The following is a 20,114-nucleotide window of genomic DNA, read 5'->3' as shown; positions in this document are numbered from 1 at the left end:
GTCCTCACTTAATTATCGCTTGCAAATATATTTAATATCCCGGATTCTGAGTCAATTTAGCATTCAAATCTATTTCAGTCTGAGGAACAGGCAACAGATAGTTGTGATCTTCATAATGGCTACCTGACAATTGCACGTTCTCACCTTCATAAAGAATATAATCCACGATGACCTCTTTGCCGTCTTCATTAACCTCTTTTACCGGTTTCATCTTCAATCCCAAGAACGGTGCATTCAACACCTCTTTGGCAATACCCCAACGACGAATGTCCCACATACGTTTTCCACCTTCCATTGCAAATTCCACACGCCATTCATTTTGAATACGTTTGCGAAGTTCATCTTGAGTTGCGCAATAGGTCGGTTTCGTAGCATCGGAATTTTGCAAACCGGGCATACCTACACGCCTACGAATCTGATTGACTGCATCAAAAGCGTCCGCACTCAACGGATGAAGTTCGTTCATCGCTTCGGCATATGTCAGCAAGACTTCGGCATAACGAATAATCACCCAGTCTTTACCCATATTCCAACCTGTACTCTGAGGGTCGATACTCGGGTCTAACCACTTCTGACCATAATATCCGGTAGCAGTAGCATCACCGTGTTGTTCGATACCGGTATTTCCGCTCGATTTCAACGGTTTGACTTTGATGGTTACACCATACATTTCTTCACCATCGTGCAAAACGTTGACTTCCAAACGCGGGTCACGATTCTTGAACGGGTCTTTTTCATCGTAAATTGCAGATTTGCTAATGGGAGCACCATCTTTGTCTTCAAAGGCGTCGACTAAGCTCTGAGTGGGGTTCATACCTCCCCAACCCTTTGTGGGGAAACACTCCCAACCAATCAAGTAGTGGGTTTTATCAGGATAATCGAATTGCACATACAAAATGTTCTCGGCACATCCGTCAGTCTTTTCCCAAAACAATTCTTGATACTTACCGGTATTCTCCGCATCATAAAGTTCATATTCACCCAAATCAATCACAGCTTTCGAAGCATCTGCCGCCGTTTGCCAATTACCATAATACAAAGCAGCTCTCGCTTTCATCGCCAACGCAGCTCCTTTAGTTACACGAGGTGTGTTTGCAGCATCCCATTCTACAGGCAAATACTCTATTGCCTTGTCAAAATCCGCCATAACTTTGCTATACACTTCATCGCGCGATGTACGGGTGATATCTTCTACATCCGACAAATTGAGAGGCCTGTCGATATAAGGAACATCACCATATGAACGAATCAAATCAAAATACAGATATGCACGAAAGAAATAGGCCTGCCCTTCAATTTTTTTACGCGCTTCATCTCCCATCTCAATCTCCTTTGTTTTTTCCAACACCAAGTTGCACTGGCGAATAGCAGTATAGCTACCTGACCAGCTTTGGTCTATTGGGTCGTAAACACCTTTGGACATATTTCCGGCAGCCCATTTAATGCCCATCACCGCATTGTCCGAATTGATATCCAAATCCTGATCCCAAGTAGGAAGGCAGCCATAAATATCGGTTACGGCCATCATTGCGTCGTCTTCTGTTTTCCAGAAACTCTTATCAGACAATTCATCCAATGGATAACGGTCTAAAAAGTCGCTACACGAAGAAGCGAATCCCGTAAATAACAAAGCAATTACTATATGTAAAATATTTCTCTTCATGTGATTTATGCTATTTTATATTAATATTAGAATGAAAGTTTTACCCCGAGAGACAATTTCTTGACATTTCCATAAGACCATCCACGTTCATTTCCCTCTTCCGGATCGATGCCACCGTCAAGTCCTGTGAAGGTAAGAAGGTTTTCACCAGTCAGGAAGAATTTCGCACTGGAAATTCCTGCGCGGGATAACCAAGACTGAGGCAATGTATAACCGATAGTCAGGTTCTTCAGACGAACGTATGATGCATCTTGAATCCAGAAAGAAGAGGTCACAAAGTTAGTTTGACTGGAACGTGTCACACGAGGATAAGAAGCATTATGATGCTCTGGTGTCCAACGGTCCAAGTGTCTCTTCAATGCAGTCGCACCATTATAGAATGCATAAGCAGCCTCAGCTGTATAGTATCCATCTACATCGAATGCTCCTTGAAACAAAGCAGAAAGATCGAAGTTTTTATAACCTACACTCAAATTCAATCCTCCCGTCCAGCTAGGGAAGTTTTTACCAATTACAGTCCGGTCTTTTTCTGTGATTTTGCCGTCACCATCCAAGTCTTTATACTTAATGTCGCCTAACTTTTCCTGACCAACAGCCAAACGTTTCGGACATTCGGCAAGATCTTTTTCTGTGTTAAAATAGCCATCAGCCACATAACCGTAATAAGAACCTATAGGATATCCTTCCAAATTCCAAACTTTACTATTACTTGTAGGACCATCTGTGTCTGCCATATCTGTTATCTCATTTTTCACATAAGAGACATTAAGAGACACCGAATAATTCCAATCCTTATTAATCTGCTTGCTGTGGTTGATTAAGAAATCGAAACCAGTATTTTGAACACTACCTATATTCTGTGCCGGAGCAGGCATACCAATTACTCCCTGAATAGGAAGATACAACAACATATCGTTCGTTTTCTTCTTATATACGGACAATTCAAAATTAATCAGATTATTCAGGAAACCAGCTTCCAAACCTAATTCATAGTTGGTCACTGTAGCCCATTTCAGTTGATCGTTCACATAACGAGCTTCATATATTGCCGAATACAATGTGTTATTAAACAGATATTTTGTAGCATTGTCCGAGATATTGTATGTATATGTCGGCACTGCCGGATAGATATCGTCGGATTTCAATTCCTCGTTACCGGTTTTACCATAACCCAAGCGCAACTTCAAGTTGCTCAACCATGCAACGTTATCTTTAATGAAAGCCTCTTCCGAAATACGCCATCCCGCCGAGAAAGCCGGGAATACGCCCCAACGGTTATTCTTCGGGAAACGTGAGGAAGCATCACTACGCAAGTTTGCCTCAAACAGATATTTGCCTGCATAATCATATTGAACACGTCCGAAGTAGGACAAACGTGCCATTTCATATCCTCCGTCTTTATTCTTTTGTGAAGCTTGGTCCAATGTGTTCAAAGATTCTGTCAATTCATTGCTACCACCACCCTGACGACTTGCTTCCGTATATTTATAGATGTGTTCGTAAGATTCGAGTCCGGCCAGTGCTCCTACATTGTGTTTTCCGAAATTCTTATTGAAATTAATCAAAACCTGTCCGGTGTAGTAATTGTTGTTGTAGTATTTATCATATCCTTCACGTAGACCGGAATCAAAAGCATTACTGCCATCACCGTAAGTAAAATGTTTCTTAAATCCATCTTGATTGCTGGTATAATTGCGCACGGAATATACACCTTTCACGCTCAATTCGGGCAAAATCTGTACGGTTGCATAACCGGTAAGGTTTATCTCTTGTGACGTATTACGTGTAAAACCTGATTTGTCTCCTTGAATAGCGACCGGATTGTCGACACCGGAATAAGCATAAGAACCGTCTTCGTTATACACCTTATTGGTCGGTTTTTCACGAGTCACCCCTTGGAAAACAGAAACAAATCCATTCCATGCATCCTTGGCAACTCCTCTGTATCCGGAAGCATTGACACCTACTTTGATATATTTATTGATTTCCGAATTCAAATTCATACGGGCATTGAATCGGGAATAATCATTGTCGGCTGTCAAACCATCTTGATAAATATAGCCTAAAGAAGCATTGTAGGTTGTTTTGTCAGTTCCCCCGTTTATAGAGATATTGTGCATGGTTTCGATGGCACTACTTTTAATTGCTTCTTTATACCAATCGGTGCTTGACAACGCTCCCGTGCGATACCCCTCAATCTCTTCCGGAGAGAACATCACCGTAGCGTTGGGATTTTCATTTAAAGTCGCTTCATTATACAAAACAGCATACTCGTATGCATTCACCAAGTCACGTTTTGCTACTGGCGATGACCAAGACACATTGCCCGAATAATTTACACGTGTTTTCTCTCCTTTCTGCCCCTGCTTGGTAGTAATCAAAATGACACCATTGGCAGCCTGCACACCATAAATGGCAGCAGAAGCCGCATCTTTCAAGACCGTGAACGATTCGATATCATTCGGGTCAATCGTATTCATGCTGCCCGGCACTCCATCTACGATAACCAACGGGCTTGCAGCATTGATAGAGTTCTTACCGCGAATGGTTATAGATGCAGCCTGACCACCCGGCGCACCAGAAGTCTGAATGGCAGTTACACCAGGCATTTGCCCTGCTATGGCAGCAGAAACACTAGATACTGGACGAGTTTCCAGTGCCTTTGCATTTACTGTAGCAACAGCCCCCGTTAAGTTAGCTTTCTTTTGGACACCATACCCTACCACAACTACCTCTTCCAAAGCTTGACTGTCTTCCTTTAAGGTAATATTTATCAACTGCCCATCAAATCTAACTTCTTGAGTTACATATCCCACATACGAAATAACAAGAGTACTTCCTTTAGACACTCCATTCAAAATAAAATCACCATCAATACCAGTGATTGTACCATTAGTCGTTCCTTTCACTACTACAGATGCCCCGATTATAGTTTCACCCATGGCATCTTTAACAATTCCTTTACAGGTTTCAGTCTGCTGTTCAATAGCTTTGCTTGCTGCTGCAGGAAACGAAACAGCATTCATACTACCTGTAAATGCTGTCATTAAGAATAGCAACATACTGACTGACTTGACTTTTTTCAACATAAAGTATTAATTTAAAATTAATAAATAATTTATCAAGAATATAGTTCTCATGCAAATCAACTATATAAATAAACGGCGCAAATTTATAATATTTTTTAAAAAAACGACAATCGATTTAAAAAATATATTCTTTCTCCTTCCAATTTTAACAATTAAGCAGTAAACACATCAAGAAACTGCTTAAAGTTTGCCAAAACATTTTTGATACCTATTTGATATATTTCCGATTTTTATTATTACTTTTACATCAAGACGAGTGACATTAACAGCAACGCACAGCAGAACGTAGAAATAAACATTGTTGCCAATTCATTACCTCTATATTTACCCTTTCTTTTAAACCTATTATAAATAGGGATATTCAGTAAATGTCCCTACTTATTACAAATCCACCTTTCGTCCTTCCGCAATAGATAACTTCGACCACGGAGTGACGGATGTCCACAGCGCCAAGTCACTGAGCGTTGCCGGAAAAGAAATTTCATCCTTCAAATCAGCCTCCAAGGCCTTCAGCATGATATAATCCATGCCTTGGTGATGTGTGTCCACTTTCAGGGCATCACTTCCCCACTGCTGCCAATAGATATGCTCATAACGGTCCACGTATGCACCGTCCGCCTCCCAGGTTTCGTCCGGGCTGAGTCCTTCGATATAAATCATCCTCCGGTCTCCCTGCCAGATGCCTTTTGTTCCCTGCACTTCGAAGTCGAGGCTACGCGGACGCGGCAGGGTGGTGTCGTGCGTCAGAGAAATGAGAATACCGTTTTCCGTTTCCAGTTGGGTGACGACGACATCGCCCAGCCGTACCTTCACATCCGTGTTTCCTCCCAAATCCTTTATATACTGATAAATTCCTGCCGGTTTGGAAGCAAACGAAGTCAGGCTCTTTACCCGGTCTTTCCGGTTGATGCCCGCCATCATGCAGAGGGGGGCCAGGCCGTGCGTAGGATAAAGGTCGCCATTCTCCTCCTGATAGAACTTGCTCCGCCAAACACTTTCCGTCTTCTCCCGATTGCCGATGTTTCCGGCATCGTCCAGTAGCAGACGGCGCAAATCGTGCCGATAGCCGCCACGCATATATACAATCTCGCCCAACAAACCGGCAGCCACCATGTTGCAGACAGAGAGATTTTCGCGCATGAAAAGCGTATTCTCCAAAGGATAAACCCGACAACCGCGCCGGTGTGCCAGCTCTATCAAAGGCCGGTACTCGTCTATATAAAGTCCTCCTTTTATCTCCAAGGCCACATGGCATCCCCTCTCCACACAGCACAAGGCATGCCGCACGTGGCACTGCCAGGGAGAGGCGACAAACACCAGCTCGGGCGCATGTTCGGCAAGCATGTTCAAATAGTCATCCTCGCCATGATTGTAGCAACCGATGCCCGGAAAGCCGGAATCATCGAGTCCCGGATCGGCAAGCGCCACCACCTTGAATGCAGGCAGATGCTGCAACAAACGAAGCAACTGCCTGCCCCGATAACCTACACCAATAAAAGCAACTTTCATCATAACCTGTTCTTTCAACTCTTCACTCTTCTCTTCCAAACTTAATCATAAAACTCTTCGGGCTATCCATGCACAAGCCTCCGCATCTGCCAATGCGTGATGGTGCTGCTCCAGTTGGTAGCCACAACAAGCTGCCACTGTATGCAACTGATGATTGGGCAATCCCTTCAGAACACGGCGTGATGCCTGCAAAGTACAATGAAACTCATAATCCGGATAATCCATGCAGTAGGTACGGAACACAGCCTTCAGACAGCTTTCATCAAAGACCTTGTTGTGCGCAACCAACGGCAAGCCTTCAATACGTGGAGCTATCTCCTGCCACACAACAGGAAAAATAGGAGCATTCCGGGTATCCGACAACGTCAGACCATGCACGCGGGTATTCCAATAAGTGTAATACTCCGGTTCGGGACGGATAAGGCTATAATAATGGTCCGCAATTTCTCCATCACGTACGATAACCACCCCCACACTACAAACGCTGGTACGTTGTTCATTGGCCGTTTCAAAATCAATGGCTGCAAAATCTTTCATCTTATAGCTATAGAGTTTAATGGTTCCCAAAGATAAGAATAAAATTCGTTCAAGAAACACAGTAAGTAAATAAACATATCACTAGTGCTAATTACCAATGTCTTACATTTACCGGACATTCACCTTGTTCGGTAAATGCCTTTTCCTTATAATGTAACAGTCGTTACCCGATAATGTAACAGCCGTTACCTGATAATGTAAACACCTTTACCATCTATTGTAAACGAAGCCTTAATATGAAAAAAGAATCCGGTTCTTTTCATACTCCCCCCGGTTTACACTATCTTTGTCCCCGGACAAAGGCTAAAATATCATGGAACATCCACTTTCTCAATTCAAATATTGTCCGAAATGCGGTTCAGCCCATTTCGAAGTCCATAACGAAAAGTCGAAGCAATGCGCCGACTGCGGTTTCGTCTACTACTTCAACCCCTCTTCCGCCACCGTCGCCCTGATTCTGAACCGGCAGAACGAATTGCTGGTGTGCCGCCGCGCCAAAGAACCCGCAAAAGGGACACTGGACCTTCCCGGAGGCTTCATTGATATGGCAGAGACCGGCGAGGAAGGTGTTGCCCGCGAAGTGAAGGAAGAAACCGGCATGAGGGTTACAAAAGCCGAATACCTCTTCTCCCTGCCCAACATTTATATCTATTCGGGCTTCCCCGTACACACACTGGATATGTTTTTCCGTTGTACGGTGGAAGACGCCTCACACTTCAGGGCGATGGACGATGCGGCATCCCTCTTCTTCCTTCCCCTGAAAGACATCCGTACGGAAGACTTTGGACTCAACTCCATCCGCAAAGGACTGGAGATCTTTCTGGAAGATATGCGCAAGAACAAAAGCGAATGATTATCCGTTCTTATTATGGTATATATCCTAAAAAAGCCAAACAAGTGTAACATTTTCGGGTTAAAACCCGTATTTTTGTAAAACACCTATTCTAACAAAAGAAAATGAAACATAAAATCTCCCGAATATTGTGCACAGCACTCTGTTGCACACCTTTACTCGCCTCAGCACAAACAAGCGAGAAGAGTACTTCTCCCAAGCGACTCTACAAGGAAGGACAAACGTTATTCCAGCAAAAGGCCTATGCTGCCGCCATCTCTCCGTTGCAAGCCTATGTACGCCAGATGAATGCAGACGGCAAGCCTCTGCCTGATACCGGCGAGCGGCAAGAAGCGGAATACATGCTGGTATGCGCCGCATACGAACTCAGAGCCCCCCAAAGCATAGACCTGCTCCGTGCCTTCATGGACGAATATCCCGATACTCCCCATGCCAACCGCATCTATGCATTGATTGCCTCCGCCTACTTCTTCGAAGGCAATCATGACGATGCCCTTGCCATGTTCAACTCCACCCGCCTCGACCTGCTGGGTTCCGAAGAGCGGGATGACATGACCTACCGCCTTGCCACCTGCTATCTGAAAACCGGTAATGTAAAGGAGGCGGCAATCTGGTTCGAGACTCTGCGCAGCACCAGCCGTAAGTATGCAGCGGACTGCGCTTACTACATCTCTTATATCCGATATACCCAAGGACGGTATGACGAAGCGCTCGGCGGCTTCCTGCCTTTGCAAGACAATGCCAAGTACAAGGATTTGGTTCCCTATTACATTGCCGAAATCTATTTGCTGAAGAAACAATATGACAAGGCTGAAATCGTGGCGCAGAATGCGCTGTCAGCCCATCCCGACGGCCTGAGCTACACGCATGCGGCAGAGCTGAACCGTATCCTCGGTACAGCCGAATACCATTTCGGGAAGTACCACGAAGCCGTGAAATCCTTCGAACAACATATAAAGCACAATGCCGAATCTTCCACTCATAGAAGGGATGCCCTTTACATGCTGGGAATGTCCTATTATCAATGTGGCGTGTATTCGCAAGTCCCCTCCGTCCTCGGCAAAGTGACTACCGAGAACGACGCCCTTTCGCAAAACGCATACCTGCACATGGGACTGGCCTATCTGCAACTGGCCGACAAGCCCAAAGCGCGTATGACCTTCGAGCAGGCCGCCGCTTCCAACGCTGATATGAAAATCAAGGAACAAGCTGCCTATAACTACGCCTTGTGCATTCACGAGACCTCCTATTCCGCTTTCGGCGAATCGGTGACCGTCTTTGAGAAATTCCTGAACGAGTTCCCGAACTCTCCATATGCCGAGAAAGTCAGCAACTACCTGGTGGAAGTGTACATGAACACACGCAGCTACGATGCTGCCCTCAAGTCCATCGGCCGTATCTCCCACCCCAGCAAGGCCATCCTGGAAGCCAAACAAAAGATTCTGTTCCACCTCGGAACCCAGTCTTTTGCCAACACACAATTCGAGCAGGCCATCGGACACTTCAACCAAAGCGTCGCGTTGGGACAATACAACCTCCAGACCAAAGCAGACGCCCTCTACTGGCTTGGCGAGTCTTATTACCGCCTGAACCGAATGAGAGAAGCCGCCCGCAATTTCAACGAATATCTGTCGCTCACCCGGCAGAGGGATACGGAAATGTTCGCCCTTGCCTATTACAATCTTGGTTACATCGCTTTCCACCAGAAAGACTACGCGGCGGCAGAGAACCGTTTCCGCAACTTCGTCCAATTGGAGAAAGGCGAAAACCCGACCGCACTGGCCGATGCCTACAACCGCATCGGAGACTGCAACCTGCACGCCCGCCGCTTCGAGGAGGCCAAGCAATGCTATGCCAAAGCCGAGAACCTGAACACTCCCGCCGGAGACTATGCCGTCTATCAATTAGCGCTGGTATATGGCATGCAGAAAAACCATACGGAAAAGGTGAACATGCTGAACCGACTTGCAGCCAAATACTCCAACTCGCCCTACGCCATCAACGCCCTCTACGAGAAGGGACGTTCCTACGTACAGAGCAACAACAGCGGCCAGGCCATCGCCACCTTCCGCGAACTGCTTGCCAAATATCCTGAAAGCCCTGTCAGCCGTAAAGCCGCTGCCGAAATCGGCCTGCTTTACTATCAGAACGATGACTATGACCGTGCCATAGAAGCCTACAAGCATGTGGTCACCCAATACCCCGGAAGTGAGGAAGCCCGCCTTGCCATGCGCGACTTGAAGTCCATCTACGTAGATGCCAACCGCGTGGACGAGTTTGCCGCCCTCGCCGCCCAGATGCCGGGCGAAATCCGCTTCGAGCCCAGCGAACAAGACTCACTGACTTACATCGCTGCCGAAAAGACATACATGAAAGGTGAGCCTGCACCTGCCAAAGACAGCTTTACCCGCTATCTGCAAAGTTTCCCGGAAGGCGCTTTCAGCCTGAATGCCCACTACTATCTGTGTGTCATAGGCAAAGAGCAGAAGGATGACGAGGCGGTATTGGAACATGCCGGAAAACTGCTGGAATACCCCGACAACCCATACTCTGAAGAGGCTTTGCTGATGCATGGAGAAATCTTGTTCAACCGCCAACAGTACGACCAGGCATTGGCCGACTACAAGAAATTGCAGGCCAAAGCCACCACGGCAGAGCGCCGCCAGCTTGGCGCTATCGGTGTACTGCGCTGTGGAGCACTGATGCACGATGACGCGGAAGTAATCAACGCCGCCACAGACCTGCTTGCCGAAGCCAAGTTGTCTCCGGAACTTCGTAGCGAAGCTCTGTACTACCGTGCCAAGGCATACCTGAACCAGAAAGCCGACAAGAAAGCGATGGACGACCTGCAATTGCTGGCAAAAGACACCCGTACCCTTTATGGAGCCGAAGCCAAATACCTGGTGGCGCTGCAATGGTACAACGCCGGCAACTATGCTTCGGCTGAAAAGGAAATCCTTAACTTCATTGACCAGAGCACACCGCATGCCTACTGGCTGGCACGCAGTTTCATCCTTCTGTCGGATGTATATGTAGCCATGAACAAGGAGCTCGATGCACGCCAATACCTATTGAGCTTGCAGCAGAACTACCAAGCTGACGACGATATACAAGGGATGATTAACGAAAGACTGGAAAAATTGAAGTAAGCCCTTTAAGGAATAAAAACAACATAGAAAGCGTGAAAGATATGAAAAAGATAACATACATCCTTGCAGGAGTCACCCTCGCGGTGCTCTCTCTGGAAGCACAAGCCCAGACACAACCTCAAGACACCACCATGAACCGTACGGTAATCGTGGAACAAGAATATAACCCGGACATCATGGATGCCTCCAAAGTAAACGTGCTCCCCAAAGTAGAACCTCCTACCGTCAGCAAGAAGGCGGTGGAATATGACGCCACCCTGATGCCGGCAACCCAAATCCCCGCAGGCATCATGCAAGCCTATACCGGGAAAGAGACGCAGACGAAAGCACAGCCCGGCTATGCACGTCTGGGATATGGGAACTACGGCAACCTCGATATACGCGCCAACTATCTGTTCTCCTTGTCTCCCAAAGACCGCCTCAACCTGACATTCGGCATGGATGGCATGGATGGCAAACTGGACTTGCCGAGCAACGGCGGGAAGTGGAACTCCTTCTACTATCGCACCCATGCCGGCATGGATTACGTACACGCCTTCAACAAAGTCGATATGAACATTACCGGGAAGTTCAACCAAAGCAACTTCAACTCCCTGCCCGGTTCTATCGCCGGCAAGCAGAAATTTGTTTCGGGCGACGTACATCTTGGGGTAAGCTCCACGAGTGAGGATATGCCTCTCCGATTCCGTGCCGAAACCAATTTGCTGCTCTACCAACGGCAACACGACCTCATGGTAAGCAACATCAAAGAAAACATCGTGCGTACGAAAGCCGATGTCACCGGCTCCATCTCCGATGAACAGACCATCGGTGTGGCGTTTGCCATGAACAACATATTCTACGGCGACGAACGGTTCGAAAGCCACACCAGTGCAGACTTCAACCCCTATTATCTTTTTCAGAATGACGACTGGAGAATACACCTCGGCGCACACGTCGACCTGGCTTTCGGTTTCGGCAAGCAGTTCCGCGCCGCACCCGACGTAGACATACAATACATCTTCTCGGACAGCTACATCCTTTATGCACAAGGCAAGGGAGGACGGCTGCAGAACGACTTCCGCCGTCTGGAAACCATCACGCCTTATGGAATAACCAACCAACAGCCGGATGACACCTACGAACAACTCAACGCTGCCATCGGCTTCAAGGCAAGCCCCGTCAGCGGATTGTGGTTCAACCTCTATGGCGGGTATCAGGATTTGAAAAACGATTTGATTGATACTCCGACTGTCAAGTCCGACGGGATAAGCAATGTTTACCTCACAGAAGATACCAAGAACCTCTACGCCGGAGCCGACCTGAGCTACAACTACAAGGATGTTTTCTATCTCGCCGCCAATGCCGTCTATCGCCATTGGACAACGGACTCAGACGGTTCTGATGTCGTAGTAAGCTTCAAACCGGCCGTAGAAGGCAATCTCAATCTCAAGGTACGCCCCATCTCCCCACTGCTTGTCGGCATCGGCTATCAGCACATCTCACGCCAGGGCGTGGAGGGCAACAAGGCGGACCCCGTCAGCAATCTCTATCTGAACGGCAGCTACGAACTCTTCAAAGGTATCTCCGTGTATGCGCGCGTGAACAACTTGCTGAACAAAGATTACCAGTACTACTGGGGATACCCTTCAGAAGGTCTTAGTTTCTTAGGCGGAGTAAGCTTCCTCTTTTAATAGGGGCAGCACAAGCCGGAGCTCTAAATTGAACAAAAAAGGTCATTTTTGCTAAATTCTCCTTATATTATAAGGTGGGAAGAATCTTTTTTTCCTACTTTTGCGGGCGAATTCAGTGGCGGGAGTCACTAAAAAACAGAAATTTATGCAGAAAAACCTTGTCATAGTCGAGTCTCCGGCGAAAGCAAAAACCATCGAGAAATTCCTTGGAAAAGATTTCAAAGTCCTTTCCAGCTACGGCCATATACGTGATTTGAAGAAAAAAGAATTCAGTATTGACGTAGACAAAGACTTCAAACCGCATTACGAGATACCGGCAGATAAAAAGAAAATCGTAACCCAACTGAAAGAAGAAGCCGAGCAGGCGGAAACCGTATGGCTGGCTTCCGATGAAGACCGCGAAGGGGAAGCCATCGCATGGCACTTGTACGAAGTGCTGAAACTGAAACCGGAACGCACCAAACGCATCGTCTTCCATGAAATCACCAAAGGCGCCATCCTGAAAGCGATAGAAAATCCCCGCGACATTGACATCAATCTGGTCGATGCCCAGCAGGCCCGACGCATCCTGGACCGTATCGTAGGTTTTGAACTTTCACCCGTGTTGTGGAAGAAAGTGAAACCCGCCCTTTCTGCAGGCCGTGTACAGTCCGTAGCCGTCCGCCTCATCGTGGAGCGCGAACGCGAGATACACGCATTCCGGAGTGAAGCATCCTACCGTGTTACCGCCGTATTCCTCGTTCCGGACACCGACGGCAAAACGGTGGAAATGAAAGCCGAACTGGCACACCGCCTCAAGACAAAGGCAGAAGCCCGAAAATTGCTGGAAAGCTGCAAATCGGCCACATTTACCATCAACGACATCACCACCCGTCCGCTGAAGAAAGGTCCTGCCGCCCCCTTCACCACCTCTACCTTGCAGCAGGAGGCTGCCCGCAAACTGGGATTCACCGTGGCACAAACCATGATGGTGGCGCAACGTCTGTACGAATCGGGATTGATAACCTATATGCGTACCGACTCCGTCAACCTTTCCGAGCTTGCCGTCAACGCCAGCCGTGAAACCATCTCCAACCTGATGGGCGAACGTTATGTACACAACCGCCACTTCGCCACCAAGACTAAAGGAGCACAAGAAGCGCACGAGGCCATCCGTCCCACCTACATGGAAAATGCCAAGATAGAAGGTACCCCACAAGAAAGAAAGTTGTACGACCTCATCTGGAAACGTACCATCGCCTCGCAGATGGCAGACGCCGAAGTGGAAAAAACAACCGTAACCATCGGCATCAGCAACGAGCCGGAAACTTTCACTGCAACCGGAGAAGTGGTAAAATTCGACGGTTTCCTGCGCGTCTACCGCGAATCGTACGATGATGATGTAGAAACCCAGGAAGATGAAGTACGCCTACTGCCCCCTCTGAAAAAAGGACAGAAGCTCGAACATGAAGGTATCACCGCTACCGAACGTTTCACCCAACACCCTCCCCGCTACACGGAAGCAAGCCTTGTGCGCAAATTGGAGGAACTGGGTATCGGACGTCCGTCTACCTACGCTCCGACCATTTCCACCATCCAGCAGCGCGAATATGTAATAAAAGGAGAGAAAACGGGCGAAGAACGCATCTACAATGTGCTCAACCTGCAAGGCAATGAAATAACGGACAACAACTATACGGAAATCACCGGAGCCGAAAAGTCAAAACTGATGCCGACTGACACGGGTATCGTGGTCAATGACTTCCTGATAGAGTACTTCCCTGACATCCTTGACTACAACTTCACAGCGAGCGTCGAAAAGCAATTCGACGAAATAGCCGAAGGCGACAAGCAATGGACCGCCATTCTGAAAACATTCTATAAGAAATTCCATCCTTCAGTAGAAAACACGCTTGCCGCGAAAACCGCCCACAAGGCAGGCGAACGGATTCTGGGAACAGACCCCGTCAGCGGAAAGCAAGTGTCTGTAAAAATCGGACGTTTCGGCCCAGTAGCACAGATAGGTACTGCCGAAGATGAGGAAAAGCCCCGTTTCGCCCAGGTAAAGAAAGAGATGTCCATCGAGACCATTACACTGGAAGAAGCGCTGGAGCTGTTCAAACTTCCCCGTACCCTCGGCGAATACGAAGGCAAAAACGTAGTTGTCGGTGCAGGTCGTTTCGGACCCTATATCCAGAACAACGGCTTGTATGCTTCGTTGCCCAAGACAATGGACCCGATGACTGTCACGCTGGAAGAAGCCATCGAACTGATACAAAAGAAGCAGGAAGCAGAAGCCCAGAAACATATCAAAAAGTTTGAGGAAGAACCGGAACTGGAAATCCTGAACGGGCGCTATGGCCCTTACATCGCTTATAAAGGCAGCAACTACAAGATTCCTAAAGACATCATCCCCCAAGACCTGAACCTTCAGGCTTGTCTGGAAATTGTGAAACTGCAAAGCGACAAGGAGACGGGCCAACCGAAACGGACTGCAAAGGCGGTGAAAGCAACAAAAACTACGAAAGCAAACAAGAAGAAATAGAGTAAAACCTCTTAATACTTTTTTTAGACGCGAATTACGCGGAATTCACGAATTCTGTTTATTGAATCCATGTCATTCCGCGTAATCCGCGCCTAATATTATAACAACACCACCTTACTCCAAACCTTCAGCAAATCCTTCTGTGAAGCTTGAGTAACCTTTAGCTTTCTTTAACCCCCAAAAAAACACCTTCCCTAATAGGAGATTTTTCTTTTTTATGCGTCTATTTTAATAGAGTCGGCATACTGTCTTCATTTATGGCACCAATGAGCCATACTGTTTCCAGTACCTGCCATTATTGATAAACTGAAAAAACAATGACACAATGAAAATATTAAAGTTGATATATGTATGCCTTCTGCTGTTATGTTGCCATGCCTGCCGCAACAGACCTTATCCATATACCCTGCAAGCAGCAGACACATTGGTCTACGACCACCCCGATAGTGCCTGCACATTGCTGGACAGGATGAAAGACAGCATACTTACAGAACCACAGAGCACACAGATGTACTACCAACTACTGTGCATCAAAGCCCGCGACAAGGCTTATGTGACGCACACCTCAGACAGCGCACTACTCCAAGTCCTGCATTACTATGAAGACAGAAACGACAAGAAACACTTGCCGGAAGCATACTACTATGCCGGACGGGTATATTCCGACCTGAAGGATGCACCGCAGGCTTTGAATTATTATCAAAAAGCGACCGAACTGCTGGAAGGCGGCTCTGACTACAGACTTATGAAAGTGATTTATAGCCAAATGGGAGAATTATTTTTCTATCAGGATGTATATGAGGAGGCGATGAAGGCTTTCAAGAAGGCTTATCTATACAATGAATTACTGGAGGATGACAGAGGGATGGTAATCAATCTCCGATTTATAGGGCATACCTTCATTGCACGAAATGATATTGACAGTGCGCTATATTATTATCAAAATGCCTATAAACTAGCTCAGAAAACGAATAAAGATTTTCTTATAGATATCTCCCAAAACGCTCTTTCTTCATTGTATATACAAATAGGCGAATATGCCCAAGCATTGAATCTGCTGAATGCACAAAAACACAAGAATACCCCCAATAACCATATCCTTCTTGCAACCATATACCAACAAACCGAAAAGTTAGATTCGGCTGCTTTTTATTATAATCTACTGTCAAATTCAAATAATATTTATACTCAACAAACGATTCATCGGGGAATGGCAGAAATTGCACAAAAGCATCATGATTGTGATGCTGCAATAGAACATACAAAACAATATCAAATTTTGACCGACTCCATACAGCGAATTTCTGTTAGCGAATCAATCCTCAAAATGCAATCGCTCTATAATTACCAATTAAGAGAGAAAGCCAACAACAAATTAATAGCCGACAACGTTAGACAGAGATTCTGGAATATCATTATATCATTAATACTAGTTATTATAAGTCTTATATTTATTGTATATTACATGCAGACAAAGCAAAGAAAGAAACAGTTACAACACAGTTTAAAAGAAATAGAGAAACTAGAACATACAATAAAACTCAACAATCAAGAATGTCAATCAAGAATTGCGAAATTCAAACAATCTGAAATTTATAATAAATTCCATACCATAGCAAGTTTTGAAGAATTAAAAGAAGAGGATTGGATAGAACTACAAGATGAAATTAACGCAACATACAAAAATTTCACCAGTCGTTTATATACACTTTACCCTATTAGTAAGATTGAATTACGAATTTGTTTATTGATAAAAGCAGATATATCAACCAGCAACATAGCACTTCTGACCGGACGAACAAAATCTACAATTACATCTGCCCGAAAAAAATTGTATGAAAAAGTCTATGGGCAGAAAGGTGACGCCAAAATGTGGGATGACTTAATTTTATCTTTATAAGACTGATATTTACGCAAAACCGTACAAAAACCGTACAGGAAAATGTTACTTTAGAAAGAAAACACATAAAAACCGTACAAAAACCGCATAAAAAATCAACAGGAAATAAGTGCCAGATGCCTACTTTTGCAACCAAAAAGTAACAATTATAAAGAAAATACCATGAAGCATTTGTCATTAGTAATTCTGTATTTATTATTCTTTCATGTAAATGGTTGGGCCGATAACGTACCTATCAATTTATGTAAACAAATTAATGGAGGTATCAATGACCGTTCCATGTCTATAGAACTTACCGCAAGTCACGACAATAACAATATCTATTTTTATTCAGATATACCATTAAGCAGCTTGCAGATTATTGTAAAGAATGGAAACGAAGAAATACTCTTATCCGAAATTATTACGATATTTCCCGAACTGCAAACCCCTATTTTTATAGGAAACCTCGAAAGCGGTACCTACATCCTAGAGCTGAACGATGGGAAACACAAGTATCAAGGCTATTTTGAAGTAAAATAAGAAATACCAGAACAAGCATGTCTGAAGATATGTCGAAGAAACTGACAGTAATCATTCCTTTCTTGAATGAAGGCATGGAAGTGGCACACACCGTAGCCAGCATACGGCAATATGCTGCGGATCGGGTGGAAATATTGGTCATCAACGATGCTTCCAATCATTTGTATGATTACGAAGAGATGTTGAAGCCCTATTCCGCCACCTATCTCCGAAACGAAGAGAGATTGGGGATAGCTGCCTGCCGCGATTTGGGAGTGAGTCTGATACAAACCCCTTATTTCCTGTTTCTTGACGCGCACATGCGATTCTATAGAGAGGGCTGGGCAGAACAGATTGCGGACTATCTGGACGAAGACGACAGACGGTTGCTGTGCTGCCAGACATATGCCCTTGTCAAGGACGAAAGCGATGAGGTGATTCCCCTCTCAGGACGGGGAGTCTCTTATGGAGCTTATATATCGTTTCAAGATGCCAACCTGCTGAGTCCTAAATGGATTTTTACAGAAGACTCGGAACCGGAGAAAGAGCTCATAGACATTCCTTGCGTATTTGGAGCTGCCTATGCCGCCAGCAAACGCTATTGGATTTACCTCCGTGGGCTGGAAGGACTTATCCGCTATGGCTTCGACGAGACTTATATATCACTGAAGGTATGGCTGGAAGGAGGACGGTGTCAGCTTATCAAGAATATCGAGGCAGGACATATCTATCGCACACGCTCCCCCTACCGGGTGTGCCAAGACGAATTAATGTACAACCGCTTATGGATAGCGGCATTGCTGCTTCCCGACGAACTGGAAGAAAAGGTCTTTTCCATCTGCCGACACCAGAACGAACCTTTGTATCAGAAGATGCTGCAATTGCTGGACGAACACAAAGATTTGCTGGCAGAGCTAAAGGAGCATTACAAGCAGATATTTACCGTAGACTTCGACCGCGTCAAGCGGCTTAGCAATATTTATTAATTTAAATCAAAATCATTATGAAAGAATTCATTACAGAAAAAGAAGCCCTGTTGCCATTGGATGGCATAGAGGTGCTGAAAGATGAACTGATGTTCGTCTTGGGTGGAGCAGCTGCCGGCGCAGCAGGTAGCGGATGCGGTTGCAGTTGTAACAACGGAAATGGGTGTGGATGTGACAGTGGAAAAGGCTGTGGATGTGAAAACGGAAGTGGTTGTGGATGCGGATGCAATAGTCCAGCAGACAATACTCCTGCCCAGTAAGATTTGATAAGGGTGAAGTGTATCACCCTTATCTTTATAATTTACGAAACATACTTATGAAAACAAGTCACTACAATATATACACCAAGAACAAAAATAACGTCATTTGCTACAACACCAAATACGATTCTTTTTGTCTTCTTTCTCATCCGGATGCCGAATTGTTGAAGCACGACCTGCAAAAACTGTCCGAACAATCCCCCAAAGCCTATGAAGACTTAGTGAAGAATAGATTCATCATAGAAGATGAAGCGGACGAGTACCAAGAATTGTGCAAAGAGTACGATGCAAGCATAAACTCACCTTACGTCTATCACCTCACCCTACTGCCCTCCTTGGACTGCAACCTGCGGTGCTGGTACTGCTTTGAGAAACACATCCAGGGCAGCCACCTGACAGCCGAGAATTCCCAAGCCATACTGGAACACGTAAAGCAACTGTTCGACCATAATCCGGATTTGAGCAGCCTTCGCGTAGAATTATTCGGTGGGGAACCTCTGCTCTATTTCAAAGAAGAATTATATCCGTTGCTGTCGCAAATCAAGCAGTACGTCACAACACAGCAGAAACATGTCTCCTTCTTCTTCGTCACCAATGCCGTTTGCATCACTCCGGACACACTCCCCCTGTTCGACGAGCTGAACGCCTCCTTCCAGATTTCCATAGATGGATATAAAGACCGCCACGACCGGATAAAGTACATGCCCGAAACTCAGGAGGGCACTTACGACAACATGATACGGACCATCTATGCACTGACGGAACAGCTGGGTAGCACCTACATCAATCTGCGCATCAACTACGATGACGAAACCCTGCCCTACATGAAAAACCTGATTAAAGACCTGATTGATGTAGACCGCCACAAGATAAGCATTCATCTGGAACGCGTGTGGCAGACAGGTACCTTCATGAACTACGACAACGAGGAACTGAAATCGGTCATCAACCTGTGGATGCTGAACGGCTTCAAGGTGTCGTACATGAACATGGCCCGAAGAAGTTATTCGTGCAAGGCATCTGTCAAGAACCAGTGCGTGATATCCTACGATGGAGCCGTGTATAAATGTTCCGGCCGAGATTTCACCACAGAGCATCAAGACGGGGTCTTGCTGCCCGATGGACACATACAATGGAACCAACCAAAACTGGACAAGCGCCTCGCCATCGTCACCTATGACAACGACATGTGTCGGACATGCAAATTCCTGCCGTTATGCTGGGGGCCTTGCTGCCAGAAACAACTGGAAACCACTCCGGATAATTTCAGAAGATTCTGCCAAAAACAAAGTATGGAATTAAATATAGCGGATTATATTCGTTATCGTTTTAATAATGCGTATCATTAGTGTCCAATAAAAATGGACGAGTTAAAAAATTAATCAAATAGTCCTTCAAAAAGGGGATAATCGAGTTCTTTGATATCGTTGAAATCAGTCTTATCGAACAGGTCACGTAAGTTCGTTTTGT

The 20,114-nt window shown here is 45.8% G+C and carries 13 protein-coding genes; 9 read left to right on the top strand and 4 right to left on the bottom strand.

The annotated features are described in order from the left end of the window. Positions 1-31: 31 nt before the first annotated feature. From HU824_RS13130 to HU824_RS13115, 4 genes are all read right to left on the bottom strand, one after another. Complete coding sequence (locus HU824_RS13130) at positions 32-1,663, bottom strand: RagB/SusD family nutrient uptake outer membrane protein (protein ID WP_136011087.1); 1,632 nt, start codon at positions 1,661-1,663, stop codon at positions 32-34. A gap of 26 nt (positions 1,664-1,689) precedes the next feature. Next, positions 1,690-4,710: a TonB-dependent receptor gene (locus tag HU824_RS13125; RefSeq protein WP_255260521.1), complete on the bottom strand. Its 3,021-nt coding sequence runs from the start codon at positions 4,708-4,710 to the stop codon at positions 1,690-1,692. A 423-nt stretch (positions 4,711-5,133) separates the two neighbouring features. Then, entirely contained in the window at positions 5,134-6,264 is a 1,131-nt protein-coding gene (locus HU824_RS13120; protein ID WP_176469076.1) for a Gfo/Idh/MocA family protein, read from the bottom strand. A gap of 42 nt (positions 6,265-6,306) precedes the next feature. Then, positions 6,307-6,798 carry a 3'-5' exonuclease gene (locus HU824_RS13115; RefSeq protein ID WP_176469075.1) on the bottom strand — a complete coding sequence of 164 codons (492 nt, stop codon included), beginning with the start codon at positions 6,796-6,798 and terminating at the stop codon, positions 6,307-6,309. Between the two features lie 313 nt (positions 6,799-7,111). On the opposite strand from HU824_RS13115, the gene HU824_RS13110 reads away from it, so the two are divergent. The 9 genes from HU824_RS13110 (at position 7,112) to HU824_RS13070 (ending at position 19,993) form a co-directional block, all read left to right on the top strand. Then, positions 7,112-7,651 (top strand): NUDIX domain-containing protein, encoded by a 540-nt coding sequence (locus HU824_RS13110; protein WP_136011084.1) that lies wholly within the window; start codon positions 7,112-7,114, stop codon positions 7,649-7,651. A gap of 104 nt (positions 7,652-7,755) precedes the next feature. Beyond that, entirely contained in the window at positions 7,756-10,800 is a 3,045-nt protein-coding gene (locus tag HU824_RS13105) for a tetratricopeptide repeat protein (RefSeq protein WP_176469074.1), read from the top strand. Positions 10,801-10,841: 41 nt separating this feature from the next. Then, the gene (locus tag HU824_RS13100; RefSeq protein WP_176469073.1) at positions 10,842-12,473 is read left to right on the top strand and encodes a TonB-dependent receptor; all 1,632 of its coding nucleotides are present in this window, start codon (positions 10,842-10,844) and stop codon (positions 12,471-12,473) included. Between the two features lie 145 nt (positions 12,474-12,618). Further along, a complete protein-coding gene (topA, locus tag HU824_RS13095; RefSeq protein ID WP_176469072.1) occupies positions 12,619-14,997 on the top strand; it encodes a type I DNA topoisomerase in 2,379 nt (792 codons plus the stop codon). A 325-nt stretch (positions 14,998-15,322) separates the two neighbouring features. Next, positions 15,323-16,897, top strand: a complete 1,575-nt coding sequence (locus HU824_RS13090) for a lipopolysaccharide assembly protein LapB (protein WP_255260520.1) — start codon at positions 15,323-15,325, stop codon at positions 16,895-16,897. Between the two features lie 162 nt (positions 16,898-17,059). Then, positions 17,060-17,419, top strand: coding sequence for a DUF3244 domain-containing protein (locus tag HU824_RS13085; RefSeq protein ID WP_176469071.1), 360 nt, complete (start codon positions 17,060-17,062; stop codon positions 17,417-17,419). A gap of 17 nt (positions 17,420-17,436) precedes the next feature. Beyond that, positions 17,437-18,384, top strand: coding sequence for a glycosyltransferase (locus HU824_RS13080; RefSeq protein WP_176469070.1), 948 nt, complete (start codon positions 17,437-17,439; stop codon positions 18,382-18,384). A gap of 17 nt (positions 18,385-18,401) precedes the next feature. Continuing rightward, positions 18,402-18,644 (top strand): hypothetical protein, encoded by a 243-nt coding sequence (locus HU824_RS13075; RefSeq protein WP_176469068.1) that lies wholly within the window; start codon positions 18,402-18,404, stop codon positions 18,642-18,644. 56 nt (positions 18,645-18,700) lie between these two features. After that, complete coding sequence (locus tag HU824_RS13070) at positions 18,701-19,993, top strand: radical SAM protein (protein WP_176469069.1); 1,293 nt, start codon at positions 18,701-18,703, stop codon at positions 19,991-19,993. Positions 19,994-20,114 lie beyond the last annotated feature (121 nt).

The organism is Bacteroides sp. L10-4, from assembly GCF_013373675.1.
Classification (GTDB): Bacteria; Bacteroidota; Bacteroidia; order Bacteroidales; family Bacteroidaceae; genus Bacteroides; species Bacteroides muris.
Note: the sequence above shows the minus strand (reverse complement) of the source record. Positions and strands in the feature narration are given on the sequence as shown.